This window comes from Microcoleus sp. B3-A4 (assembly GCF_036705385.1).
Taxonomy (GTDB): Bacteria; Cyanobacteriota; Cyanobacteriia; order Cyanobacteriales; family Microcoleaceae; genus Microcoleus.
The window spans coordinates 67,013-91,737 of record NZ_JAUBUI010000017.1 but is presented as its reverse complement, the minus strand read 5'-3'; the positions used below and the strand labels follow the sequence as shown (position 1 = coordinate 91,737).

The following is a 24,725-nucleotide window of genomic DNA, read 5'->3' as shown; positions in this document are numbered from 1 at the left end:
TCGTACCAATAACTCGTATGCTGCTTGACGAAAGTCCTTTAATCGTTCACTGTTCATTTAAGGAGTGGATAGGTTTTCTTTTTCACCCTCATTCTCTCCTGGCGCGGTGGCTCTAGTTCTTCTTTTGCCACCGTTCTCATCTTTGGTTAGTCTAAACTACAGTATCCAAATATTGTGGAGAAATTCTGCGATCGCCCTGACTACGAACGGATTCAAAGGTTTATCGAAAACCTGGGCATCGACCGACCTTCAATTAAAGACCAGCCGTCCTTATTAATTGCTCCTGATATCAGCAATACAGAGAGCGCTATTCCAGTGCGATCGCTAGCAAAACTGTTAGACAAATTCCGCTTAGGAGTGCTACCAACCAGAGAACAAACTCAATGCTTTATTGCTAATAGTTCTCTGTTTAATTTGACTGCAATAATTTCTTTCAATCGAGATGATATTGCTGGTTCTACCAATGATATCAACAAAAGTCCAGAACAACAAAAAAACAGCGATGTACTTTGGCTTCTACAACAGCTAAGTAATAGACAATTGCCTTTATTGAGCCAGGAAATACAAGGCAAACATTTAGAGCCTGTTGGCCTCAAAATCGGGAATTATATTGTTGACCTCAATCCTTGGGATAAATTCATCAAACCTCTGAAAAGCCGATTTCTTGAATATTGGTCTGTTCATTTTTTGGATGCTTTGAAAAAGCGGTTAGGCCCTTAACTATCGGTTGTTATTTGCGATCGCCCTTTCAATCCCCTCTTCTCCAACAAAGCATCCGCCCAAGCAGCTTAAGTTTCCGACAGCGGGGGAACTGGTGCGGCGGTATAATCTATTCTAAAGTCATAGGCGGCGCAATGATCGTAAACCCCATTTAATAACCCTTGTAAATCTACAATTGGTTCCCCATCGGCCGCCCGCAAAGGCAAGAGAGAGGATTGTGAAAATTAAATGCACAACAGCTTATCATTTGCATTAATTGTGGAACGGGCGTCTCGCCCGTTAAGTTAATCGTGGAACAGGAGAGACGCCCATTAAGTGAATAGTGGAACGGGCGTCTCGCCCGTTCTAAAATCTGCGGTTAAAATCCCCTAAAAATCGCCGTAACTACTAATAGCCGCCTGCAACCTCCCAATCACTTCATCAACCGAAATCGCCCCCAACTCCCCAGAAGCCCGAGTCCGAATATTCAAACTATTCGCCTCAACTTCCTTCGCACCCACAACACCCATCACCGGAATTTTATCCTTCTCAGCATTGCGAATCAACTTGCCCAAACGCTCGCTATCCTCATCAGCTTCAGCGCGAATATTGAGCGCCTTCATCTTCGCCGCCACTTCCTTCGCAAACGGCAAAAACTCGGCGCTGACAGGCAACAACCGCACCTGAATCGGCGCCAACCACAGCGGAAAATCGCCCGCATACTGCTCGATCAAAATCCCGATCAAGCGTTCCAAAGAACCGAAAGGAGCGCGGTGAATCATCACCGGGCGCTTGCGAGTGCCGTCTTCAGCGACGTATTCCAAATCAAAACGTTCTGGCAAATTGTAATCTACCTGAACAGTTCCTAATTGCCATTCTCTATCCAAAACATCTTGGAAAATGAAATCGAGTTTCGGCCCGTAAAAAGCCGCCTCCCCAATTCCCTCAAAATAATTCATTCCCAATGTTTCCACTGCGCGGCGGATTGCACCTTGAGCTTTTTCCCAAGCTTCATCGGAACCGATGTATTTCTCTAAATTGTTCGGATCGCGGAAACTCAAACGCGCTTTAAAGTTTTTCAGTTGGAGACTCTTGAATACTGATAGAATCAAATCCACCACATTCAAGAATTCTGCATCCAATTGTTCCGGCGTGACAAATAAGTGGGAATCATCCACGGTAAAGCCGCGTACCCGCGTTAAACCGCCCAACTCTCCCGATTGTTCGTAGCGGTAAACTGTGCCGAATTCCGCTAAGCGCATCGGCAATTCGCGATAGGAACGCAATTCGCTTTTGTAAATTTGAATGTGAAAAGGGCAATTCATGGGTTTCATCACAAAACCCTGTTCGTTTGCTGCCGCTTCCTCATCTTCCGCCATCAGCGGAAACATATCTTCTTTGTATTTCTGCCAGTGGCCGGAGATTTTGAACAAATCGACTCTGGCAATGTGGGGAGTCACAACTTGCAAATAGCCGCGCTTGATTTGTTCTTGTTTTAAGTAATCTTCTAAAATACTTCTCAAAACAGTGCCTTTCGGCGTCCACAAAGGCAAACCTGGCCCAACTGGATCGGCAAAGATAAACAAGCCTAATTCTTTGCCTAATTTGCGGTGATCGCGCCTTAATGCTTCTTCTTTGCGGTGTTTGTATGCTGCTAATTGTTCGGGAGTTTCCCAAGCTGTGCCGTAAATGCGCTGTAATTGAGCTTTGGTTTCGTCGCCGCGCCAGTATGCGCCTGCTAGGCTTTCTAGCTCGATCGCCTTTGGATTCAACTCACTGGTATTTTCTAAGTGAGGCCCGGCGCACAAATCCCACCATTCCTCGCCCACATGGTAAAGAGTAATCGGTTCGATCAAACCTTCTAAAATTTCTAATTTGTAAGGTTCGTTAATCTTCTTAATTCTGCGTTCCGCTTCCTCGCGGCTGACTTCTTCCCGAATTACAGGCAATTTACGGTTGATGATTTTGATCATCTCTTTTTTAATGGCTTTTAAATCCTGTTCCGTAAAAGGTTCGGGAGTGTCAAAGTCATAATAGAAACCGTTTTCAATCCAAGGACCGATCGTCACTTGCGCCTTGGGAAATAACTTCTGCACCGCCATCGCCATAACGTGGGAGGTGGTGTGGCGAATTTTTTTTAGTGCCTCCGACTCACTCGTGCGGGGCAACTCAATCTTAACGGACTCTTCTGGAGGGGACATGGATTGTGAGCTAGACATCGGCTGAATTAACAATTAATTTAGTTGCAGTTGCTTCTATCTTACTAAGATTGGGACAGTAAGCGCCGACTTCCGGCTGGGGGACACTCCGGGAAATTACAACAACGGCCCTGATGGTTGCGACGTTTAGTGCCTCCGGCACTCCGACTCTCAGAAACCGGATTTTTTACTATTTTGGTGGGCTGTAACGAAGTATGGCCTGAAAAAACCCGTTTTTTAACCACCCGTTAGGTTGCGAACTAATTTGGCAGAATTTGGGGATTTTGACTCAAACATCGCTGCTGGCACAGTTAAATTTATTCACATCCACCGGCTAATTGTTATTAAATTATTGAATTTTTGTTAAAAATATGTTACAATTTGTAAAGACCGCCTAAGACTATAATAGATAAATAACCCAATTTTGATCCATGCTTAATTCCAATTTGCCCGAGCCAGAATTGCTCAAAGCGTTACTGGAACCGCTGTTAGAGGATTTCAATTACTGGTTCGACCGATCGGCAAACCTCTTAGAAACTGAGGAAATGCCCTTTCTCAGCGACGAGGAGCAATCTGACTTGCTGGCGCGAGTCAAACAGGCTCAGCAAGAAGTAGGCGCAGCTAAAGGTCTATTTCAAGCAACCGGAGGTCAAGTTGGGATTGAAACCACAGCACTGATGCCGTGGCACAGACTGCTCGCCGAATGCTGGCAAGTATCGGCACGCTTTCGCTCATTGCAGTCAGCTCCCCCTGGAAAATAACGAAGCGAGTTCAAGTTAAATTTGCAGTCAAATCCCCAACCTAGGGAAATGTGGCGGCCCACTTGACAACCTCAATCAGATTTCCAGTTAATAAGTTATTACTTGCTGAAACACTTTTGTAAATTGCTGTGTGGCTGTTTAGCCCGGAGGAGAAGATAATGTTGCACCTGCTTTATATTTTAGCTTTTACCGTTCTTGCCTTTCTGGCAGTCGGTAACTTAATCCGCAGTCTAGTCACCGTTGGTATGGAGTCTCAGCGTCCTCAACAATTCATGGCAAATAATCGCCACCCATCCTATCCTGGCTCTCAATCTGTACCGCATCCAGAACTTTTAGACGAACAGGGAAACATAGTCAATGAGCCACTGTTAGTGATGCGTTCGCTGACTGTCCAAGACGCCCGCGAACAATTAGATGCTCTCTACAAATCATCTCCGGGCGGCAGCGACGAAGGGGGCGAACTAGCCTAATACAACCACAGCCGCAGCATTTATACTTAGGCGCTATGCCTCAAAAAAAATATAGGACTTACAAGCTAGGTGTCCGAAACCCTTTTTATTCATAGATTTTGGTGAAAATCGTTTCCGGGCTTCATCGGAATAATAATTTTCCGAGTTCAGTGCGAGCTTAAGAGCTCGCGATGATGCTCGCACCCTTGGCATCATTCCGCATCTAACCAGATTGGATATAAGTCCTCAAAATAATTGGCCGTTAGTTTTTAACTAATGGCCAATTATTTGTGATTTTTGAAAGTTTAATTGCCGATTAGCCCGATCGATCGCCAAAAACCGGTTCGCCAAAAACCGATACAGATGGCACTGATATCAAATAGCTCAAGAATAGTATAATGCAAGAGATCCGCAAGCGGTGCCTAACAAGTCTCAATGGTGGGAGTGCTAACGCCCGAATCCCAGCGTGAATAGATGAGTTAGCGTCAAAACCTAGACGTAAAAACAGGTGACTTTGGGATGATCTCAAGGTCTTGGAGGGATAGCTTTGCTTAGATTCGTCTAAATGATATGGCTAGCATGATATGACTTAAACAGTCGTGTTATGAAGCATAAATGTATCAGATACTGAAAAGGGATCGCTCTAAACCTCCTATCGATCCTGTTTTGTCATCGGCAAAAATGCACGTTTAAGGCTAGATGATCGTCCCTATTTCGCTACTGGCAGAACTTCTGCAAGCTTTGCCCCAACTGCGGGCACAAATTTATTTCAAATCTTCCATGACAGCCCTGTCTCACGCGATGGAAGACTTAGTTTTGGCGGGTTCCGACGAACCGCTAGTCATTGCAAGTTTTCAGCGAGAGCGCTTCTACCGCCAAGAAGCTCACCGCTACCAGCGAATTGCCTCACGCTCGTCTCAGGTATACGTGCTGGCAGCACCGGAAACAGACTTTAAAAATGCTTCGGAGTGTCACGAAACTGTCGCGTTTGCACCGGAGGACGGATTAAGTAAAGAGTGGCACTTAGTGGTGCTCGGCCAACACTACTCAACTTGCTTGATTTGTCAAGAAAAAATTGTGCCGATCGAAAATCAGGACGAGCGCGGGCCGCAGGTGATGGATCAAGCTCGCAGATTTGAAGGAATTTGGACGTTCGACCGCGAGGTAAGCTCCAAAGCTGCCGCATTGTTGCTCGATAGAATTGTCACATATCGCCCGGAATTGGCCGAAAAGATCGATCGAGCGCGAACTACTTACAAGCTCAAAACACCGAAAAAAACGAGGAAATCCGCCACTTCCAAAGCCGCCAAACCCGACATAAGTAGGGGAAAAAGCTCAAAAATTCCCAATCCCAAATTGAGCGATGCTTTTACCGAACGCTTAGTCACCTACTTGCAAGCAGGCCAGCACAAACTGCTCAAAGCATACGCCGCCATCGCCGCCCAGGAACGCAAAGAACGCCTCGTAAACTTAATTACAACGGCAATGCGGCAGTCTCTCAACCCACAAGAAATCGTCGAAGTTGCAGTCCAAGAACTGGGCACTGCCCTGTCGGCAAGCCGATGTTTGATTTATCGGTGCAAAGCCACAGATGTGGCAGTCAAAATCGATCGCGAGTTTTTGGAACCCGGCGCTAGTTCCATGCTTGATCAGACTTGGCTGTTGCAGGAAAATCAAATATGGAGCGACGCGGTGGCGCGGCAAGAGCGAGTTTACATCCAAGACACATCACAACACCCGCTGATTGTCAATACAAAATTGCTGGGAAAAACTGTAAAAAATTGGCAAATTGTCTCTTGGTTAATGGTGCCAGTGCTTTATCAGGGGCGGGTTTTGGGAATGGTGGAAATGCACCAGTGCCGCTCGGTTTTACCTTGGGAAGAAGACGAAATTGCTTTAGTAGAGGCGATCGCCACCCAACTCGGGGCGGCCTTAATTCAAGCAGAAACCTACGCTCATTTAGAAGAACTCAACCAACAATTAGAAGCATTAGACCGCACTCGCAGCAATCTAATTGCCATCACCGGACACGAACTCCGCACCCCTCTTTCTACGATTCAAGTTTGTTTGGAAAGTTTGAACTCCGAACCAGATATGCCCGCAGAATTGCGGCAAATCATGTTAGAAACTGCCCTCGGCGATGCCGATAGAATGCGGAAACTCGTGCAGGATTTCTTAACTCTTTCTCACTTAGAAAGCGGGCGAGTCCAATGGAATGTAGAATCGCTGACGCTGCAAGAATGCGTTGATTTGGCCCTCAGCAGCGTGCGATCGCGCACGGTCGATCGACAGTTACCGGAAATTATCGCCGAGGTGTCCGCAGAATTGCCTTTAGTGCAAGCTGACGGAGAGTGGTTGGTGGAGGTGATATCCAAACTGCTAGACAACGCTTGCAAATTCACCACACCTCAAGGAAGCGTGACAGTGCGAGCGAAATGCAACGGTTCTCAGATGGTGGAAGTGCTCGTAGCTGATACGGGGAGGGGAATAGAGGCGAACAGTTTAAAAGTAGTGTTCGATCGATTTTATCAAGAAGAAGGAGCTTTGCGCCGCAGCGCCGGCGGTACCGGTTTGGGATTGGCAATTTGCAAACAGATTGTTGCCGGCTGGGGCGGTAAAATTTGGGTAGATTCCGCTGGAAAAGACCGAGGAAGTGAATTTCACTTTACTATTCCCACTGTTTAGACTGAATTGATACAGCGTATTCCAGGTTTATGAATTACACCCCAGAAACCTGGTTTCTTTACAGTTCTCGCATCCTTACTGATTCTGTTGCTCGAAACCCGGTTTCTCGCGATATACATCTACATGAAACATACGGTAAAAAGCCGAGTTTGTGGGCGTCTGAACGCGCAAAAATCGCTCAAGTTATATCAAATCCGGCTGCGCCGGAATGATCTCAAATCCGCGCTTCATCCTCGGGTGTAAAGTCGAATCAAGCTGCCAAAAAATCAGGAGCGCAATTTTCATTTTTTTGACTCACAGTCAACAGTCACACAGTCAACAATGATGAGGAGTGCAACCGAAATCGATATTAATCGATCGACCGAGACACGCTCGCACAGAAAAGTCTTCACCCCAAAACCAGCCTCCGCTGCTACACCCTCTCTCACCCTCAACCCTCACCCTCTTAGATCGGCCTTAAAGGTGATATGGCCACGCGGTGTTCAGCTTTAAAATCGAAAGTATCAAAGCAGATTCAGGATGCGCTTGCCGTCTTAAACCCGGTTTGGCGACAGAATACCTAGGGAGGCTGCCGAAAATTAATATCAGTTTAAACAAAGAATCCAACTGTAGGTAAGGTGCAAACCCCAATAGTCCTCAGTCATGTCGAATCTAAAATCTAAAATGGTATAAGTCTCTTGTCCACAAGTCGTGAGATGGTACAAGTCGAGCGAATCTGTTGAGGCACTGCCGACGCCAGTGTTGATTCGTGAAAAGTTGAGAATGCAAATGTTTCGCCCGGAAAAAGTTTTTTCCCAGAAGAATACTCAAAGCTAGAGGGTAGGAAAATCGATTATGTCACCTACAACCCAGATGAAATCTACTCAACCTATGGCCAACAAGCCGCAACTACAATTAGGTTCTCAAGGTAAAGCGGTATTGGAACTGGAACAACTGCTAACCAAGTTGCAACTTTATCGGCACCCTGCTAAAGGAATTTTTAACAAAGCAGTTGAATTTTCTGTGAAACTGTTTCAGTTTCGGGTTTTCTTGTCGCCGGATGGCATTGTCGGGCCGCTCACTTGGCAGGCGCTTTATACTGGAGCTCCAGTTAATATGCCGGTACTCAGACTGGGCAGTTCTGGGGAAGCAGTCGCTACTGTTCAGGAAGTTCTCAAACTTTCCAAGCATTATGGCGGTAAAATTGACGGCGACTTTGCTACTTTGACGGACAAAGCTGTTCGCGCATTTCAAAAAAGCTTTGGGATTGAGGCCGACGGGATTGTCAATCAAGAAACTTGGAAGGCTTTGAGCCAAATTCCGCGCGGCTATGACCCTAATTGGTTCTTGACTTAGGGTTGCGCGGTAAATTGTTCGATCGTGTGTGGGGGGGAGTTGGGGGAATGTGTGATTATTCGGGTGCTTGTGGGCACCCGAATAATTGCTGTTTTTTTTTGATTATTTTTTCGGGATTCGGGCTACCTAATTCTGTTTTCTAACTTTGGTGGAAATTACCAATTATCAATTATTAATTACTAATTATCAATTATCAGAAAAGATCGATCGCCAAAAAACTGTTAATTTTCCTTACAATTTCGAGAACAGCGTGCAGTCTCGATGATACGATGCCGTAAAAATCCTTTGGATATATCTATGGCCGAACAACTTACTGGACAACCCCCAATCTTCGGCGGCAGCACAGGCGGCTTGCTGACCAAGGCGCTAGTTGAAGAGAAGTACGCTATCACTTGGACTAGCCCCAAGGAGCAGGTGTTTGAAATGCCTACGGGTGGCGCTGCGATTATGCGTCAAGGCGACAACTTGCTGCATCTGCCCCGCAAGGAGCAGTGCATCGCTTTGGGCGGCCAGCAACTGCGGGCTAAATTCAAAATCACCAACTACAAAATTTACCGCGTGTTTCCAGACGGTACTACTGAGTACCTGCATCCCAAGGATGGCGTGTTCCCTGAGAAGGTGAACGAAGGTCGTCCCTACAACGGTAAGATTGACCGCAATATTGGCAGCAATCCAAATCCGGCTAAGCTGAAGTTCAGCGGTAAGAAGACTTTCGATCCTTAGACAATGACTGCATGGCTGAGCAAAACATAGGTAATATTCCCTGTAAGGCTCAGCTTGTAAACTTGTTTTTGCAGTAGTATTCTGGCGCAGGAGGCTAAGCCGGCAGCGCCAAAATACTACTGCAAACTTCTAATCTTATTAAAAGTTAATCGTTAAATTAAAAATGAATGTCGTAATCAGGCGAGCGCAGCCTTCTGATATCGATGTTTGCGCTGGCATTACTTATGAAGCTTTTAAAGATATTTCCGATCGCCATCAATTCCCTACAGATTTTCCAACGCTGGATTTTGCAACCGAAATAACTAGCTTGCTAATCGAGAGTCCGGTATTTTTTGGAATCGTAGCCGAGAGCGAGAGTGCTGTTGTCGGCTGCGGGTTTATGGACGAACGCAGCCCGATTCGCGGTATCGGGCCCGTCAGTGTCGATCGAACTTTTCAAGGTCGCGGCACGGGACGCGAAATCATGAAAGCTTTGCTGGAACGCGGACAGGACGCTGTGGGCATCCGTTTGGTTCAGGAATCTTTTAATATGGCGTCGCTGTCGCTGTACGCTTCTTTGGGTTTTGAGGTGAAGGAACCTTTCGTGTTAATGGAAGGGAAGTTCCGCAGCCAGCCGCAGCATGGGTTTGAGGTGCGACCGCTGGCTAGTGAGGATGTTGGTGAATGTGCGGTTTTGTGCAAGAAATTATACAGGTGCGATCGAACTAGCGATATTGAGTACGCCCTGAATTTCTTTTCTCCTTGGGTTGCTTGCAAACAAGGTCGGATTGTGGCTTATACTTGTGCGGTGTCGGCTTTGAGCCACAGCGTCGCAGAAACTGAGGCGGATATGCAGGCTTTGCTTTTGGGGGCGGCCGCGTCGAACTCCGAAGCACAGGTTTCTTTCCACTTGCCGGTGCGTTACGCAAGTTTGTTTCGCTGGTGTTTGCAAGAGGGGCTGCGCGCGCTCAAACCGATGGCGGTGATGGCAGTTGGCGAGTACCAACAGCCTCACGGATTTTGCTTTCCGTCTTTTGTTTATTGAGCCCAAGACGGTTAGGACGCTTTTAATCGCTGAAATTATTGCCAGGATTGAATTTTCCTTCTTTCTTTCTTTCTTCTTCCCTCTTCCTTCTGATATATATGATATTTCCCGATTTCTCACAATTTTCGGAACTGGCGAAACAAGGCAATTTTGTACCCGTGTATCAAGAATGGGTTGCTGATTTGGATACGCCGGTGTCTGCGTGGTATCGGGTTTGTGCGGGTCAACCTTACAGTTTTCTGCTGGAGTCGGTCGAAGGTGGGGAAAAACTTGGGCGTTATAGTTTCTTAGGGTGCGATCCGTTGTGGATTTTGGAGGCAAGGGGATATCGCACAACTCAAGTTTACCGTGACGGTTCCGAAAAAGTATTTACGGGCGATCCGTTTGTAGCTTTAACAGAATGTTTGGAGTCTTATCAACCGGTGAAATTGCCGCAGTTGCCGGCGGGAATTGGCGGGTTATTTGGTTTTTGGGGTTACGAGTTAATTAAGTGGATAGAACCGCGAGTTCCCGTGCATCCAGCAAGTGAGAATGATTTGCCGGATGGATTGTGGATGCAGGTTGATAATTTGCTGATTTTCGATCAGGTGAAGCGGAAAATTTGGGCAGTCGCCTATGCGGATTTGCGGGAGGTTGGTGTTGATTTGGCCGAGGCTTATCAGCAAGCGTGCGATCGCGTTGGCAAGTTAGTTCAGAAGCTGCAATCGCCGCTTTCCCGGCAATCTACTCTCATAGAATGGACACCTCCCAATAACGGGCAAGATTCCCGTTCCACAACCGGAAATACAGAATTGGCTTACACTAGCAATATTACCCGTGAAAAGTATTGTGCTAATGTATTAAAAGCTAAGGATTATATCAAAGCCGGAGATATTTTTCAAGTAGTTATTTCGCAGCGACTAGAGGCTGAATACAGTGGCGATTCTTTTGCACTTTACCGATCTTTGCGTCTGATTAATCCTTCTCCGTACATGGCTTATTTTCATTTCGGAGATTGGCAGATTATCGGTTCGAGTCCCGAGATTATGGTGAAGGCGGAAAATACTGCTGATGGCAAAAAGATTGCAACTTTGCGACCAATCGCCGGCACTCGCCGCCGGGGTAAAACTCCTCAAGAAGATGATGCTTTGGCTGCTGAATTGCTGCAAGATCCGAAGGAAATTGCGGAACACGTCATGTTAGTTGATTTGGGCAGGAACGATTTAGGAAGAGTTTGCCGAAACGGTACTGTAAAAGTTGACGAATTAATGGAAATTGAGCGTTATTCTCACGTCATGCACATTGTGAGCAATGTGGTGGGAGAATTGGCTGAGGATAAGACAGCTTGGGATTTGTTGAAAGCTGGTTTTCCTGCGGGTACGGTTAGCGGTGCTCCGAAGATTCGGGCGATGGAGATTGTGCACGAGTTGGAAGGTTGTCGCCGGGGGCCGTATTCTGGGGTTTACGGGTATTATGATTTTGAGGGACAGTTGAATACTGCGATCGCCATTCGGACTATGGTTGTTCGCTCTCAAGGAGGCAATAAACATTCGGTTTCTGTGCAAGCAGGTGCTGGTTTGGTGGCTGATTCTAACCCAGATATGGAGTACGAAGAAACGCTTAATAAAGCCAGGGGAATGTTAGAGGCAATTCGCTGTTTGAAGTAGCGAATAAATATAGGACTCGGCGGTTGAAACCCCGTCTACACGAAACTTTACCCGACGAGAGCGGGTTGAAGACTCGATCGCCCCGATGAACCGAACTTTTTCGATCGCCCGCCAACTCCATCGCACTTAAAACTCCTATCCCCCGCCGCTAACTCCCTCCAATCGCAGGAAATGTACCCTGCCCGGTAAATCCCCCGCTACCACTGTCATCCCATCAGGCGCCATCGCACAGCAAAGAAACCAATAATCTCCGCTGAAACTAGCAATTTCTTTGTCGCTAAGCAGATCCCAGACTTTAAGGGTCTTATCGAGTGAAACCACAATTGCTGGTCTGTCGTGGGGTGCGATCGCCACTGCAGATACAAAGCTATCATCATCGGTGAGGATTTGAAGTTCCCTGGTGCTGTCTGTGTCCCAGATTTTCAGAGTCTTAAGTTGTGAAACCGAAATCGCTATGAAGCCGTCGGCTGCCATCGCCACTGCAGATACATAGCCAGTATCGGTGAGAGTTCTCAGTTCGGTTCCGCTGACCAAATTCCAGACTTTTAGGGTGTTATCGTGTGAAGCCGAAATTGCTGTCAGACCGTCGGGTGCGATCGCGACTTGCGTTACCGAGTTAGTATGACCGGTGAGCGTTCTCAGTTCGCTGCCACTGGCCAAGTCCCAGATTTTTAGGGTGTTATCGTCTGAAGCCGAAATCGCTGTCAGGCCGTCGGGCGCGATCGCGACTCCCCTTACCGAGTTTGTATGACCGGTGAGGGTTTGAAGTTCTCTACCTGTCTCGGCGTCCCAGATTTTTAGGGTGTTATCCTCTGAAGCCGAAATCGCTCTTTTGCCATCCAGTGCGATCGCGACTCCCCTTACCGAGCCAGTATGACTGGTGAGAGTTCTCAGTTCTCTGCCAGTGTCTGTGTCCCAGATTTTAAGGGTTTGATCCGATGAAGCCGAAATTGCTCGTTTGCCGTCGGGTGCGATCGCCACTGCTTGTACCCCGCTATGATTGCCGCCGAGCATAAGCCCACATCCTCCAAAAGGCAGCGCTACTAAATTCCCCCTCAAAGGCCGCAGCCAAGGACTATTTTTCGACTGCTTGGCTTGTTCCAACATCCTCTGAAACTCAGGCTTTTCAAAAGCAAGCAATCTCCCCCATAATTGACTTGCTAATTGCGTTTTATCCCTTTCCAAAATTGGCGCTGACTGGCGAAGTGCGTAGGGAATCAAGTAGAGATTTCGACTTTTATCCTGCTCACGCAACAAATTAGAATCTGTCGCTAAATCATAATCCTCAATTAACGATTGAACCCCCAATTCATCCAGTTTCGCCTCAATAAAATCGAAATCCGTTAACAACTGGTGCAGCTTTTCCCCTTGCCCACTCTCTACTAAATGCCTGAGCAGAGTTTCTAAAGTATAAAGTCGCTTTTCCCGCGACATTTCCCCTAACTCTTGTTTAAACTCACTCATCGTTACAAATCCCTCAACAAATTCTTACAAATCCCTGTTTCTCTATATCGCTCCAATTCTAAGCGCTTCTTTAAACTGCGTCAAATCGTCGCAGTGACTCGATCGATAAAATAAATCTGCTTTGTAACGCTGGATGTAAAATATCAGTTGTCGAGCGACTTTTACCAAAGGCATAATTATGAATTTTTATATAGTTGACGTGTTTGCGGAGTCAAAATATGCTGGCAATCAGCTAGCTGTATTTTGCGGTGCGGGAGTTGCCGAACTATCTGAGGCCCAAATGCTGCTGATAGCGAGGGAAATCAATTATTCAGAAACTACGTTTATTCGATCGCCCGATCCGCGAGATGGCGGCTATGACGTGCGGATATTCACGCCCAAGAAGGAATTGCCCTTTGCCGGTCATCCGACTTTGGGCACTGCCTTTGTGTTGCAGCAAGAGATTATTCGCGAAAAGGTCGATCGAGTAATTCTCAATTTAGCCGTCGGTCAAATTCCAGTTACTTTTAATTATCAAAATGACTCTGCCGATATTTTGTGGATGCGACAAAACCCGCCTAGTTTTGGTGAAGTGTTATCAGCCGAAAGTCTAGCAAGTGTCCTGAATTTAGAATTAGATGAAATTGATTCGAGATTCCCCATTCAAGAAGTTTCGACCGGAGTGCCATTTATTATTGTACCCTTAAAAACTCTCGCTTCGCTCAAAAAAGCTCAAGTCAACTTAGATAAATATTTTGAGCTAGTTAATACAATGGAAGCGAAGGAAATATTGATATTTTGCCCTGAAACTTACAACGACATTAATGATTTAAGCGTGCGAGTTTTTGCCCATTCATTAGGAATTCCAGAAGATCCAGCGACTGGCAGTGCTAACGGTTGTTTGGCTGGGTATTTGGTAGAATATGCTTATTATGGGGAAGCTAAAATTGATGTCAGAGTTGAGCAGGGTTATGAAATCGATCGACCTTCTTTGCTGTTGCTACAAGCAGCCAAAAATGAAGAGGAAATAGCAGTTTTGGTTGGTGGTAAGGTGGTGATGGTTGCTAAGGGAGAATTTGTGTAGAATTTTTAAGGGGATTTTTTTTTACCGCAGATGCACGCAGATATGTACAGCCCGGTTGAAATTAGATGTTGGCGATCGAGGAAATGAATTGTATGTTGTATAATGTAGTTAAGATTAGGAATAATCATCAAAAACTATGACGGCAACAATCCAAGCTAGAGAAGTTACTCTCTCCTACTTAAGGGAAAAATTTAATATCCAACTCGTTGATGACGACCAATTTTTTCGTGAATGGATTGACGAATTACCAGAAATCAGCGAATTTGAAAAACAATTTCTCGATCAAGTGAAAGCTAGCTATTTCAACTTAGTCGAGTATCCTCCAATGCTAGAAACTACCGTCAAAATGGTAGTCTTATCTCCCTTGCTACATTTTGCAGGTTTCTATTTACCTCCCTTTCATATCAAAGCTGAACCTGAAGTAGAAATTTTCTTTGAAGACGAAGACGAGACAATTATCAGAGGTAGGATGGATGTCCTGGTTTTAAAACAGCAGTTTTGGGTAATGGTTATCGAGTCAAAAAGCGCTCAAATTTCCATAGAAACAGGATTAGCGCAAATATTAGCTTATATGCTGGCTAATCCTAATCCTAGCATGGCGTCCTTTGGAATGCTAAGCAACGGCAGGAATTTTCAGTTCATTAAAATGACGTATCAAGGTACACCGCAGTACGGTTTATCTAATTCCTTTGATTTGCGCGATCGAGGAAATGAATTGTACAATGTACTCAAAATTATGAAGCGAATCGCTCAAATTGTGAAATATTACACATAAAAAAGGATTAATTCACATGGTAAGTTCAGTAAATCCTAGAATTGTATGAGGTAGCTCATATTCATTGAGTCGCGTGATTGTTAGGCTAAAAAAGTCATCAATACCAGAGACTTTCCAATGCTGCAAACATTTTCGCGGACTTTAAATGTATCCCCTGACGCTTCTGAAGCCCTGCTTTCACTTCCATTAACCAGCTTGCTCGATTCACCGGAATTCAATCAATTATTCGCAAGTCTGGATAGTGCTTTGCTCAAAGAAACTTTGCCAACAGCAGGAACTGTTTTAGCTCAAAAACTGCCGCCTTTTTACGACTGGTTGCAAACAGAACTAGGAATTAAAAACGTCCCTGAGAGTCCCGATCATACTACGAAATGGGTAGTCGGTTTTTTGAAGAATCAAGAAAGTTTAACTCGTTTAGTTGAATTGCACAAATCAATTCCCAGACAGGCATTAGAACGAGCGATCCCTCGTTTAGTTAGCGCCTTTGATGAAGTTCAACCCACCGCTGTAAAGCAAGAATGGGAAAAAGCGATCGCAGCACTTTGTCTGGTTCTGGCAGTCGCAGCGCGGGAAAATCAGCCATCTGCGGCCTGAAGCAATTCTGTCTGAGTTTAAACAAAGCGCTTTTTTCGGAAAATTTGCAATTGAGTGCGATCGATCTCAACGACTACCGGCCGTCGCTTGTTGAGGACGATCGCATTGTGTCTGTTTAGCAGAAGCCACTGAGCCAATACTACCACCACGGCTCGTCTTTTCGGAAAATTGCCTTTAAAACGCGCCATTCGGACGATCGCCTCTTCGATTTTATAACAACAGCTTTTCCCCTTCTGGGAAATCACAAAAATCGTTCCCGGTATGTAATCGCCTTCATTTGCCCAGAAAGCATACCTTTCGCCTAAAGTAAAGTAGTGAAAAACATTGTTAGCCGTGGAAGTTTTAGCTAACTTTTCCGAAACGCCCAAAGAATTAAAAATTACAGTGGATCTAATATAATCCGGGTATTTTGCTGCTATTTGCTGAGCAACTTTGCCGCCCAAACTTTCTCCGATGACATCCGGCGGATTTCCGCTGTGAAATTGCTGCTTTATCCAATCAATAGCACCCGCAGTTTGCGCCGATTTTAACTGGCGTTCTAGTTTGGCAATAAATACATCGGGCGTATCTTCCAAAACGCGCTCGAAAGGATACCAAGAACCGTAGCCGCGAATCACTAAAACAGGCGGATTATTGCCAGAAATGGGGAGGCGACTTTCAGCATAAAAACCAGTGCGAGAGTCTTCAAACACTTTTTCTATGATATAATTTCCATCAATAACTTGCCCTTCTTCGTGCCGAATGTAAATTGAAGGATTATTGGGTTTAAAAGTATCGTGCAGTTGGGGTTTTGCAAACTTTTCATACAGGGAATCTAGCAAGTGCCTTCCCGTTTGGCGATCGACCAAATCGAATTCTGTTCCTTTCATTATCGCGTAGCCGCCGATTTTACCAACAATATTTAATAAGTACAAAAAAGCTACATAAACCCGCCACCGCGCAACGAAGAATCTAAATTAACTTTTACTTTTATCAGATAGCAAAAATCTACATGACATTTACCGTTGGGGGAGTGATAGGGCGGGTTTTAGAGATTGTCAATTATTAGCAAATATTTTATGTGAAACCCGCCCCTAGCAAATCACTTTTACAAAACTCGCAACGTGCTAGCAACACTATCGACTGCTTCCAGCGCGCGAATTTCATCGAGTGCTTGTTGAAAATTCCCTTCCCTAACATCGTGAGTCACGACGACAATTTCTGCTAAATCGCCGTGAATTCCCGTCTGCACAACTGATTCCAAACTAACTTTGTGGTTGCCGAAACAAGTGCCGAGTTTGCCAATTACCCCCGGAGTATCGCGCGTCAGAAAACGGGCATAAAAGCGAGTAACAAGTTCCTGCATCGGAGCAATTTTGCAGTAGTGTTGGTGACTGCAACTCAGCAAAGGATGAGGAGTCGGAACAGCTTGGCTTTTCAGGATGGCCGCCACATTTATAATGTCGGAGACTACGGCGCTAGCTGTTGGGCCCGCACCGGCGCCGCGCCCGTAGAGCATCAATTGCCCGATCGGCTCTCCTTCGACTAAAATTGCATTGTAAACCCCGTTAACACTCGCCAGCGGATGAGTTTTCGGCACAAAACTCGGATGCACTCGAATTGACAGCAGTTCGCTTTCTCCCTGCGCTTGCTTGCCATTGTAGCGGGAGGTTTCTTGAGCAATAGCCAACAATTTAATCACAAATCCCAGCTTGTCGGCGTAGTTAATATCCGCCGCACTAACTTTTCTGATACCTTCGCAGTGAACATCTGCTAACTTGATGCGTCCGCCAAAAGCTAGCGAGGCTAAAATAGCAATTTTATCGGCCGCATCAAATCCATCTACATCTGCTGTGGGGTCAGCTTCAGCATAACCTAATTGCTGAGCGTCGGCGAGCACTTCGGCAAAGTCTGCGCCTTCTGTTTGCATCCGCGTCAGGATGTAATTAGTTGTGCCGTTGACGATGCCGGTGACAGTTTGAATGCGGTTTGCACCTAAAGATTGTTTGAGGCTTTGAATGACCGGAATGCCGCCGCCGACAGCAGCTTCTAGCATTACGTAAACGCCTTTTTTGTTGGCGGCCTCGAAGATTTCATTACCGTAGCGGGCGATAACTGCTTTGTTGGCAGTGACGACGTGCTTGCCGCTGGCAATAGCTTGCAGAATGAGCGATCGCGCCGGTTCCAATCCGCCAATCAGTTCTACTACAATATCAATTTCCGGGTCAGTTGCGATCGCTTCTAGGTCAGTTGTCAGCACATTTTCTGGCAATTGTAAAGACCGAGTTCGAGAAATATCGCGCACTCCCACCCGATAGATTTCCAATTCCTGCAACAGCGGATGGCGACCATCTGGGGAGAGCAAAATCTCTGCTGTTCCCGCGCCAACTGTACCCAAACCTAACAAACCAATTTTGAAAGCCACGACTTTGACCCGTAGAAACTCAATTAAGCCACAACCATTGTAGGCTATTCCCGTACCGGAGCAATCAAAATAGTATTGTAGGGTACGCATTCCCTAGCTTACGAGTTGGATACAATTGCCCTAAAAACAATTGTAGGGCGAGCCCAGCCCACCCTACAAATCAGATTAAATCAGGTAACACATTAATAAGTTTCAACGTGCCAACGGTGCTCTTTCTTCAACTGTTTCTGATAGCCAGCCCAGTCAACACCGTGCTTGCTAGACGCAGCCGACATTCCCTCATCAATTCCGCCTTCCATACCCTTCAAACCGCAGATATAAGTGTGAGTATTGGGCTTTTGAACCAATTCCCACAATTGGTCTGCGTTCTCTTGAATCCGGTTTTGAATGTACATCTTGCCGCCGTCAACATTCTTTTGCTCGCGGCTGATGGCATAAGTCAAGCGGAAATTATCGGGGAACTCGCGCTGCAATTGCTCCAACTCTTCCTTATAAAGAATGTTGGGAGTGTAAGCAACTCCAAAGAACAACCAAGCTAAACCTCTGAATTTGTAATCGGGATTGTTTTCTTTAAACATCCGCCACAAATAAGCCCGGAAAGGAGCAATACCCGTACCGGTAGCCATCATAATAATGGTGGCTTCTTCGTCGTCGGGTAACAGCATTTCCTTGCCGACGGGGCCGGTGATTTTGACATCATCTCCAGGTTGCAAACCGGTGAGAAAAGTCGAACAAACACCAAAGACTTGTTCACCAGTTTCTGGGCTTTTGTACTCTAGGCGGCGGACGCACAGAGAGACTGTTTTGTCGTCTACATCGTCTCCGTGACGGGTGGAGGCGATCGAATACAGCCGAATTTTGTGAGGTTTGCCGTTTTTATCCGTCCCATCAGGAATAATCCCGATACTTTGACCTTCGAGATAGTGCAAATTGCCTCCAGAAATGTCAAATTTGACGTGACGGACTGTACCCTCGCCGCCTTCTCTGACCAATTCTTCTGTAGAAATGCACTTACCAATATAGGGATTGGCCGGCTTGTAGAGGTTAACAGGAACCTGAACTTTTTCCTTGGCTTGAGTCATGGGCTTAGTTTCTTCTCCAGATTTCTGACTCTGTAGCCCTGCTTCTGGTGCGACTTTGCCATTTGTTTCGGGAGCGCTGTTTGAGGGGCGGATGCTGACAATTCTTCCACCCATGCGAGCAATCCGGCGCATTTCCTGATTCATGCGCTCGTAGGGCACGGAGATAAATACGCTGCCGCTACGGCGAATCGGGTTATTTATTTGGTCAGTTGCTTGGCTCTGACGCATACCCTCCACTTCGTAAACAAAGATGCGGCTGCCTGATTCTGAGTTTGCCGCTCCACCAGATAAGCTTGGGCTGTACATTTGTTGCTTGTCCTTCACGATACAGAGTTATAAAGAAAGAGAATGTGACGTTAGACTCAATTTACTTTTTTCTTAAGGCCATCGGGACTAATTGGCCGCGCCAATTTCTGGGCCTCGCCACGCCGGCAGGAGTGTTGAAGTTGCGATCGCTCGCGTATCAAATCCCTACTAGCCGAACGCCGCGCTCACCGAGCCCTATTGCGTTCGGCTGTTGACCTATAGCTATTGTTGTCTGCGTACTGCCAATATTTTACCCGATCGGGGGATCTGCCCCGATAAGTCATTCTGATTTGGGGAGCGCCCCACCAGAGAAAGGAAGATTCGAGCAGTTTAATGAGGTTGAGCTTGTAGGGGGCGGACGCATTCTGGTAAGATTAACCGCTAAAGTTAGTATTAATTACTTGCCTTGAAGATTGCTTGGGTCTTCCCGGGCAGGCAGTCAACTCACTGCTGTATGCTGGTGAGAACTCGATCCTCTCGGGGTAGCAAAGCAGCACAAAGCCTGCTGGTCGCTACCTGCGGGCTGAAATTTTGTGGAATCTAGACTTGAGTTAGTTAGTAAACCGTGATTGTTTTAGAGGGAAACTATGACCAGTAAGCCGGATCGCGTGGTTTTAATTGGCGTTGCCGGAGATTCCGGATGCGGAAAATCTACTTTTTTACGCCGATTGACAGATTTATTCGGGGAAGATTTCGTGACTGTAATCTGCCTTGACGACTATCACAGTCTCGATCGCAAGCAGCGCAAGGAAACAGGGATTACAGCCCTTGACCCCAGAGCCAACAATTTTGACCTGATGGCCGAGCAAATGAAGGCCCTCAAAGAAGGTCATGCGATCGACAAGCCGATCTACAACCACGAAACCGGTATGATCGACCCGCCCGAAAGGGTAGAGCCGAATCACGTGATTGTGATTGAGGGGCTGCACCCGCTGTACGACGAGCGAGTTCGATCGCTCCTCGACTTCAGCGTCTACCTCGACATTAGCGACGAGGTAAAAATTGCTTGGAAAATCCAGCGCGACATGGCGGAACGGGGCCACCGTTACGAAGACGTGCTGTTTGCGATCAATGCTCGCAAACCTGATTTTACGGCCTACATCGACCCGCAAAAGCAATATGCTGATGTGGTAATTCAAGTGTTGCCGACCAACTTGATCAAAGATGACAAGGAGCGGAAGGTTCTGCGCGTGCAAATGATCCAGCGCGAAGGCATCGCCAATTTTGAGCCTGCGTATTTGTTTGACGAAGGTTCAACAATTAACTGGGTTCCTTGCGGCCGCAAGCTGACTTGTTCCTATCCGGGAATTAAGATGTACTACGGGCCCGATGCTTTCTACGGTCACGAAGTCTCGATTTTGGAAGTAGATGGTCAATTCGAGAATCTCGAAGAAGTTATTTACATCGAAAGCCATTTGAGCAAGACTTCTGCGAAGTATGAAGGCGAGTTAACTCACCTGTTGCTCCAGCACCGCGAGTATCCTGGTTCCAACAATGGAACTGGTTTGTTCCAAGTGTTAGTCGGATTGAAGATGCGGGCGACTTACGAGAAGTTGACTGCAAAAGAAGCGAAAGTGGCTGTTAGTGTTTAAAACGCAGACATGAAAGATTTGGGAGGCGCAATTGCGCCTCTTTTTTTGTGGAGAAATGAACCGCAGAGGGCGCAGAGGGCGCAGAGTAGAGTTAGGGGAGGGTGTGTGGAAGTAGAGAGGTTAAGAAGGTTTTTCCGGCTTCATTCAGATCGCTATCTAGGGAAAAAGTTAGACTGCGAACTCGGATAGCGCCAATTTGTTGGTCTATGGGCGCTTTGAGAGTTTGAGGGTAGATGAGAATTGCATTTTTACAGTTTAATAGCGTGGCGTAGGTAACTACTTGATTACGATCCGTATTGTCTACTTTATCGGGAGCTTTGTATTTTGTATCCAGGACATACAGGATTTCATTGGTTTCTATATCGCACAGCAGTAAGTCAATCCGATCGAAATAGTTTTGGTCATGAATGACTAGGTGTTGTGGTTTGACAAAAAAGCCTTTTGGTGTATTTGCTTTGAGCCATTCAGCGACAAATTGTTCGTATAATTTAGCCATGTCTAGGAGAAAAGGGAGCATTTCGCGATCGCCTGTTTCGTGACTGGGCCCTGTGTTATCTAAAAAGAATCGACATAAGGCGTGTAAAAGTTGATAATCTTCATTCAAACGGTGATAATTTCTATCAATACAAGCTTCTGATTTAAAATGTTTTAATGTAACAAATCCTTGGAGTGCGTGAAAGGCTTTTCGCACAGTGGATGAAACAGATTCACGGCAGAAACCGCTGCGGCCAATGATGAAGAGTGTCCAAGCGAGTATTTGATTATCTTCGATATCGCCTGTTTGTTCGTTATAGTGGCATTTTAGTTTAACATCCCAAGGTTTTTGCAGGGCTGACCGCACATCGACGCGGCCGCGAATGTAGGCGAGTTTTTCTGTTTTGGATAAGTAATCGCGATATAATCCTTTGCGACAGCGTTCTAGAATTTTTTGGGCAAGAATGTTAGCTAATCTCTCGTAAGTTTCTTGTAAAGATTGGCACTGAATCGAGCCTTGGGGAAATTTTATCTTAAGGTTGTAGGCATAGTCAAGCATTCCGAAGAGGTCGTTTATGCGAACCTTTGGGCGGATGATAATGTGAAATTCTGGAGTGATGGGAATGTTGCCAACTCTGCCTTTAGATTTCAAGTGCCATTTATCTTGTGTTTTAGGGTTGGGAAATTCTATCTCGATTTCCTTGGCATAATTATGGTGTATTTTTTTTCCTACTGATTCGGGGATTAAGTCTCGATCTAAAATTCGTAATTCATATTCTGTCAGTTCGATGGGGGGTGATTCTCGTTTCATAAAATTATCACTGGCTCAATTTATCTTTGATTTTATTCCAGAGAAATTCCTTCATTTTTGCTTGGTTATCAAAGAAGTATTCTTCGAGGTATGGCTCGATTTCCATTTGCCAAATATCTTGGATATCTTCAGCTAAGGTTTTTGTCAAAAAGAAGGAGATGCCGAGTTCATAGTGTTTGTTGTTAATTGCGCGATTGACATCTTCTAGAATGCTAGTTAATTTATAAACTGGAAAACCAGTTTGCCATTTTTGGTGATAGTGTTGCAGGACTTCATAGTTTGGATAGACGGGAATGAATGCGAAGCGGCGGCGGAGTGCGTTATCGACTAAGGCAATAGAACGGTCTGCTGTGTTCATTGTGCCGATAATGCGGACATTTGTAGGGATTCTAAATAGTTTACCGCTGGCTAGTGTAATAAAGCGTGCTGTGTCTTGTCGGTCATCTAGGAGATACATTAATTCGCCAAAGACTTGAGAGAGATTGGCGCGATTAATTTCATCAATAATGAGAACGCAAGTGTCTTCACAGGCTTCGACTTTTTCGCAGAATTCTAGGAATCTACCGGGAACTATTGAGTAGGTTAATTGTCCGTTTTGAGTGATTGGGCGGATGCCTTCGATAAAGTCTTCGTAGGTGTAGGCGGGGTGAAATTGGATAATGTCTGAGAAACCCTCACCGCCGCCGATTAAGTGTTTGGCTAATTTTTCAGCAATGAATGTTTTTCCGGTTCCGGGCGGGCCTTGGATGATGGTTTGGCGTTTGCGGTTAATGGCCTGTATCCACTGAGTTAGTTGGTTTGTTTTAAAACCAGTAATTTCTGAAATTGTTTCTAGTTGATACACTGCATTAAATCCCTTTTCATATACTGAAAGATATTCATGGAGAAGAAGAGGTGAATACGGGTCAGCGTAGAGATTAGAGATTAAAAACAATGGAAATAAATTTTTAAATGTTTGGGCTACTTTATAAATTAGTTGTTTGGCAGAACATCCTAATATTTGTCTTGACTCCAGTGATATACCAGCAAAAATATTACGAAACAAAAAACCTTTAAGTTTTTCAAATTCTTGTGAATCGATAGTAACATTTTCCAAAAAAATTTCTAATAATTCATAAAAGTTTTTTTCAGATTCCATTTGGTAATAAATATCCTTCCTATTTAAACCCTTAAAAAAATACTCATCATTATCAAAATCTTCTATCCAGCTAGATTCTAAATAAAAATGATGTTGATTACTAAGCTTGTAAGTTTTGAGAGTTTCGATAAAATAAACCTCATCTCTATAATTTTCTTTGTAACTATATAGCATTAATTGAAACAGATTTTCTTTGACCTCCAAGCCAAAGCTTAATGTCCGATCCTCAATTCTTAACATTAACTGAGGAGATTGGGGATGAATTATACTGTTAAAACTAGAGTAGTCTACCCTGTAGACTACTCTAGATTCGCAATATTTTGGAAGGAACCAACAGCTCTCATAGTTAATATTTATATGTTTGTTAATATAATCAGGCAACTGCTCTTCTACCTGGCTTAAAATATACTTGACTGGCTCTTCTACATATTTTAAGAAATCTTTTTTGTGTTCCCGGTAAAAATCCCACATGGGGTTTTCATAAAATTCGGTCAATAAGCTAAATGTCTCTACTGAAAAAGGACATTCAGGATGTACAAAAACTTTTTCCATTTTTTCTGTATGTTTAAGGTGACTCACTTGTTGTTCTTAAATTATTGTAGCCGATCGCCCTTCCCGACACCAGATATCTGAGATGCGATCGCACCCCCCATCTTTACCCACATCAATAGCCCTCCCAAACCAGTAACACAGGCAAAACCGCTAACAACAGTTCCCGGAAAATTTAAACTTGCGCCGAGTGACTCAGATTTACCAAATTGTGTCTATACTAGATAATTGAATCCGGCGATCGCGACTAATAACGGGTACATTAAGATACAAAGCAGTAGCAGCAATAATGCGATCGGGCAAATCGGGAATTTGCGATCGGTCAACTTGCCTTAAAGTCAAAGCTATATTGCGATCGAAAGGAATTTCAACCAATAAGGCATCATCGCTCTCAACTTCTCTCAATAATAGAGCGACAGTAGTTGAATTAATCGGCCCTCACTCGCTCAGATAGACAATTTCTGCTAATGTAATTGATGAAAAAGCCACCTGATTTCCCTCGGCAGCTATCTGTTCTATTGTCGTTCTAGCAGTCACCGAAAGTCGTGAATCGGCAAAGATATATCAGATAACAGCATGAGTATCAGGTACAGCACGCAGCATTAGAAATCCTCCCTTGGGAAATTCGCCCATTCTTCGCTGCGACCTTCATCTATATCAGCGGCAGAAGGTGCAATTCCCAAGTCAGCACATAAACCCCACAATGATTTGCGGGGAGCGGGCCGAACCACTAATTCTCGTTCTATTTCAGGAACAATCCACTTAATCAATCGTAACTTTTCGGCTAGAGACAAGTGCTTAACAAGATTTAAAACTGCCTCAAAAGTCATGTTTTTTATGTTTAAATTGATGATTGATGTAATTGTAGCATTTTGGCTGCCAAGGACAGCATCACCAGGTTTGGGTTGAGAAGATTCGTTTACCACGGTTCCCGGAAAATTTAAACTTGTGTC

General features: G+C 45.2%; 24 protein-coding genes. 13 read left to right on the top strand and 11 right to left on the bottom strand.

Annotated elements, in window-relative coordinates; translation table 11 throughout:
* Window positions 1-174: 174 nt before the first annotated feature.
* Window positions 175-720, top strand: coding sequence for a hypothetical protein (locus tag QUB33_RS10335; RefSeq protein ID WP_333350049.1), 546 nt, complete (start codon window positions 175-177; stop codon window positions 718-720).
* Window positions 721-788: 68 nt separating this feature from the next.
* Here QUB33_RS10335 and QUB33_RS10330 read toward each other — a convergent pair whose 3' ends face one another.
* Both QUB33_RS10330 and thrS read right to left on the bottom strand, forming a co-directional pair.
* A complete protein-coding gene (locus tag QUB33_RS10330) occupies window positions 789-920 on the bottom strand; it encodes a DUF4058 family protein (RefSeq protein WP_333350056.1) in 132 nt (43 codons plus the stop codon).
* Window positions 921-1,088: 168 nt separating this feature from the next.
* Window positions 1,089-2,918 (bottom strand): threonine--tRNA ligase, encoded by a 1,830-nt coding sequence (thrS, locus tag QUB33_RS10325; protein WP_333350046.1) that lies wholly within the window; start codon window positions 2,916-2,918, stop codon window positions 1,089-1,091.
* A gap of 410 nt (window positions 2,919-3,328) precedes the next feature.
* Here thrS and QUB33_RS10320 point away from each other — a divergent pair, with 410 nt between their 5' ends.
* The 8 genes from QUB33_RS10320 to trpE all read left to right on the top strand — a co-directional run bounded on the left by QUB33_RS10320 (window position 3,329) and on the right by trpE (window position 11,520).
* On the top strand, window positions 3,329-3,658 hold the full coding sequence (locus tag QUB33_RS10320; protein WP_190662629.1) for a DUF2605 domain-containing protein: 330 nt from the start codon (window positions 3,329-3,331) through the stop codon (window positions 3,656-3,658).
* Between the two features lie 158 nt (window positions 3,659-3,816).
* Window positions 3,817-4,128: a DUF2973 domain-containing protein gene (locus tag QUB33_RS10315; protein ID WP_190662628.1), complete on the top strand. Its 312-nt coding sequence runs from the start codon at window positions 3,817-3,819 to the stop codon at window positions 4,126-4,128.
* 678 nt (window positions 4,129-4,806) lie between these two features.
* Window positions 4,807-6,792 carry a DICT sensory domain-containing protein gene (locus tag QUB33_RS10310; RefSeq protein WP_333350044.1) on the top strand — a complete coding sequence of 662 codons (1,986 nt, stop codon included), beginning with the start codon at window positions 4,807-4,809 and terminating at the stop codon, window positions 6,790-6,792.
* A 29-nt stretch (window positions 6,793-6,821) separates the two neighbouring features.
* Window positions 6,822-7,004: a hypothetical protein gene (locus QUB33_RS10305; protein WP_333350042.1), complete on the top strand. Its 183-nt coding sequence runs from the start codon at window positions 6,822-6,824 to the stop codon at window positions 7,002-7,004.
* A gap of 622 nt (window positions 7,005-7,626) precedes the next feature.
* Window positions 7,627-8,127, top strand: coding sequence for a peptidoglycan-binding protein (locus tag QUB33_RS10300; RefSeq protein ID WP_333350040.1), 501 nt, complete (start codon window positions 7,627-7,629; stop codon window positions 8,125-8,127).
* A gap of 297 nt (window positions 8,128-8,424) precedes the next feature.
* On the top strand, window positions 8,425-8,850 hold the full coding sequence (locus QUB33_RS10295) for a photosystem I reaction center subunit II PsaD (RefSeq protein ID WP_332949173.1): 426 nt from the start codon (window positions 8,425-8,427) through the stop codon (window positions 8,848-8,850).
* Window positions 8,851-9,013: 163 nt separating this feature from the next.
* Entirely contained in the window at window positions 9,014-9,874 is an 861-nt protein-coding gene (locus tag QUB33_RS10290; RefSeq protein ID WP_333350038.1) for a GNAT family N-acetyltransferase, read from the top strand.
* 98 nt (window positions 9,875-9,972) lie between these two features.
* Window positions 9,973-11,520 (top strand): anthranilate synthase component I, encoded by a 1,548-nt coding sequence (gene trpE, locus QUB33_RS10285; RefSeq protein ID WP_333350036.1) that lies wholly within the window; start codon window positions 9,973-9,975, stop codon window positions 11,518-11,520.
* 135 nt (window positions 11,521-11,655) lie between these two features.
* Here trpE and QUB33_RS10280 read toward each other — a convergent pair whose 3' ends face one another.
* Both QUB33_RS10280 and QUB33_RS10275 read right to left on the bottom strand, forming a co-directional pair.
* Window positions 11,656-12,984 carry a WD40 repeat domain-containing protein gene (locus QUB33_RS10280; RefSeq protein WP_333350034.1) on the bottom strand — a complete coding sequence of 443 codons (1,329 nt, stop codon included), beginning with the start codon at window positions 12,982-12,984 and terminating at the stop codon, window positions 11,656-11,658.
* 42 nt (window positions 12,985-13,026) lie between these two features.
* Window positions 13,027-13,158: a hypothetical protein gene (locus QUB33_RS10275; protein WP_333350032.1), complete on the bottom strand. Its 132-nt coding sequence runs from the start codon at window positions 13,156-13,158 to the stop codon at window positions 13,027-13,029.
* Window positions 13,159-13,162: 4 nt separating this feature from the next.
* Here QUB33_RS10275 and QUB33_RS10270 point away from each other — a divergent pair, with 4 nt between their 5' ends.
* The 3 genes from QUB33_RS10270 to QUB33_RS10260 all read left to right on the top strand — a co-directional run bounded on the left by QUB33_RS10270 (window position 13,163) and on the right by QUB33_RS10260 (window position 15,416).
* Window positions 13,163-14,047 carry a PhzF family phenazine biosynthesis protein gene (locus QUB33_RS10270; protein ID WP_333350030.1) on the top strand — a complete coding sequence of 295 codons (885 nt, stop codon included), beginning with the start codon at window positions 13,163-13,165 and terminating at the stop codon, window positions 14,045-14,047.
* A 136-nt stretch (window positions 14,048-14,183) separates the two neighbouring features.
* On the top strand, window positions 14,184-14,822 hold the full coding sequence (locus QUB33_RS10265) for a type I restriction enzyme HsdR N-terminal domain-containing protein (RefSeq protein WP_333350028.1): 639 nt from the start codon (window positions 14,184-14,186) through the stop codon (window positions 14,820-14,822).
* 117 nt (window positions 14,823-14,939) lie between these two features.
* Window positions 14,940-15,416 (top strand): hypothetical protein, encoded by a 477-nt coding sequence (locus QUB33_RS10260; protein ID WP_333350026.1) that lies wholly within the window; start codon window positions 14,940-14,942, stop codon window positions 15,414-15,416.
* A 17-nt stretch (window positions 15,417-15,433) separates the two neighbouring features.
* On the opposite strand, the gene QUB33_RS10255 is transcribed toward QUB33_RS10260, so the two are convergent.
* The 3 genes from QUB33_RS10255 to petH all read right to left on the bottom strand — a co-directional run bounded on the left by QUB33_RS10255 (window position 15,434) and on the right by petH (window position 19,208).
* On the bottom strand, window positions 15,434-16,285 hold the full coding sequence (locus tag QUB33_RS10255) for a hypothetical protein (protein ID WP_333350024.1): 852 nt from the start codon (window positions 16,283-16,285) through the stop codon (window positions 15,434-15,436).
* Between the two features lie 218 nt (window positions 16,286-16,503).
* On the bottom strand, window positions 16,504-17,820 hold the full coding sequence (locus QUB33_RS10250; protein WP_333350054.1) for a homoserine dehydrogenase: 1,317 nt from the start codon (window positions 17,818-17,820) through the stop codon (window positions 16,504-16,506).
* Between the two features lie 182 nt (window positions 17,821-18,002).
* Complete coding sequence (gene petH / locus QUB33_RS10245; RefSeq protein WP_333350022.1) at window positions 18,003-19,208, bottom strand: ferredoxin--NADP reductase; 1,206 nt, start codon at window positions 19,206-19,208, stop codon at window positions 18,003-18,005.
* A gap of 587 nt (window positions 19,209-19,795) precedes the next feature.
* Between petH and QUB33_RS10240 the strand changes: the two genes are divergently transcribed.
* The gene (locus QUB33_RS10240) at window positions 19,796-20,800 is read left to right on the top strand and encodes a phosphoribulokinase (protein WP_332956917.1); all 1,005 of its coding nucleotides are present in this window, start codon (window positions 19,796-19,798) and stop codon (window positions 20,798-20,800) included.
* A 91-nt stretch (window positions 20,801-20,891) separates the two neighbouring features.
* Here QUB33_RS10240 and QUB33_RS10235 read toward each other — a convergent pair whose 3' ends face one another.
* From QUB33_RS10235 to QUB33_RS10220, 4 genes are all read right to left on the bottom strand, one after another.
* The gene (locus QUB33_RS10235; protein WP_333350020.1) at window positions 20,892-22,085 is read right to left on the bottom strand and encodes a 5-methylcytosine restriction system specificity protein McrC; all 1,194 of its coding nucleotides are present in this window, start codon (window positions 22,083-22,085) and stop codon (window positions 20,892-20,894) included.
* Between the two features lie 7 nt (window positions 22,086-22,092).
* Complete coding sequence (locus tag QUB33_RS10230; protein ID WP_333350018.1) at window positions 22,093-23,775, bottom strand: AAA family ATPase; 1,683 nt, start codon at window positions 23,773-23,775, stop codon at window positions 22,093-22,095.
* A 198-nt stretch (window positions 23,776-23,973) separates the two neighbouring features.
* Entirely contained in the window at window positions 23,974-24,177 is a 204-nt protein-coding gene (locus tag QUB33_RS10225) for a PIN domain-containing protein (protein ID WP_333197174.1), read from the bottom strand.
* A gap of 197 nt (window positions 24,178-24,374) precedes the next feature.
* Entirely contained in the window at window positions 24,375-24,698 is a 324-nt protein-coding gene (locus tag QUB33_RS10220; RefSeq protein ID WP_333350016.1) for a hypothetical protein, read from the bottom strand.
* Window positions 24,699-24,725: the final 27 nt, after the last annotated feature.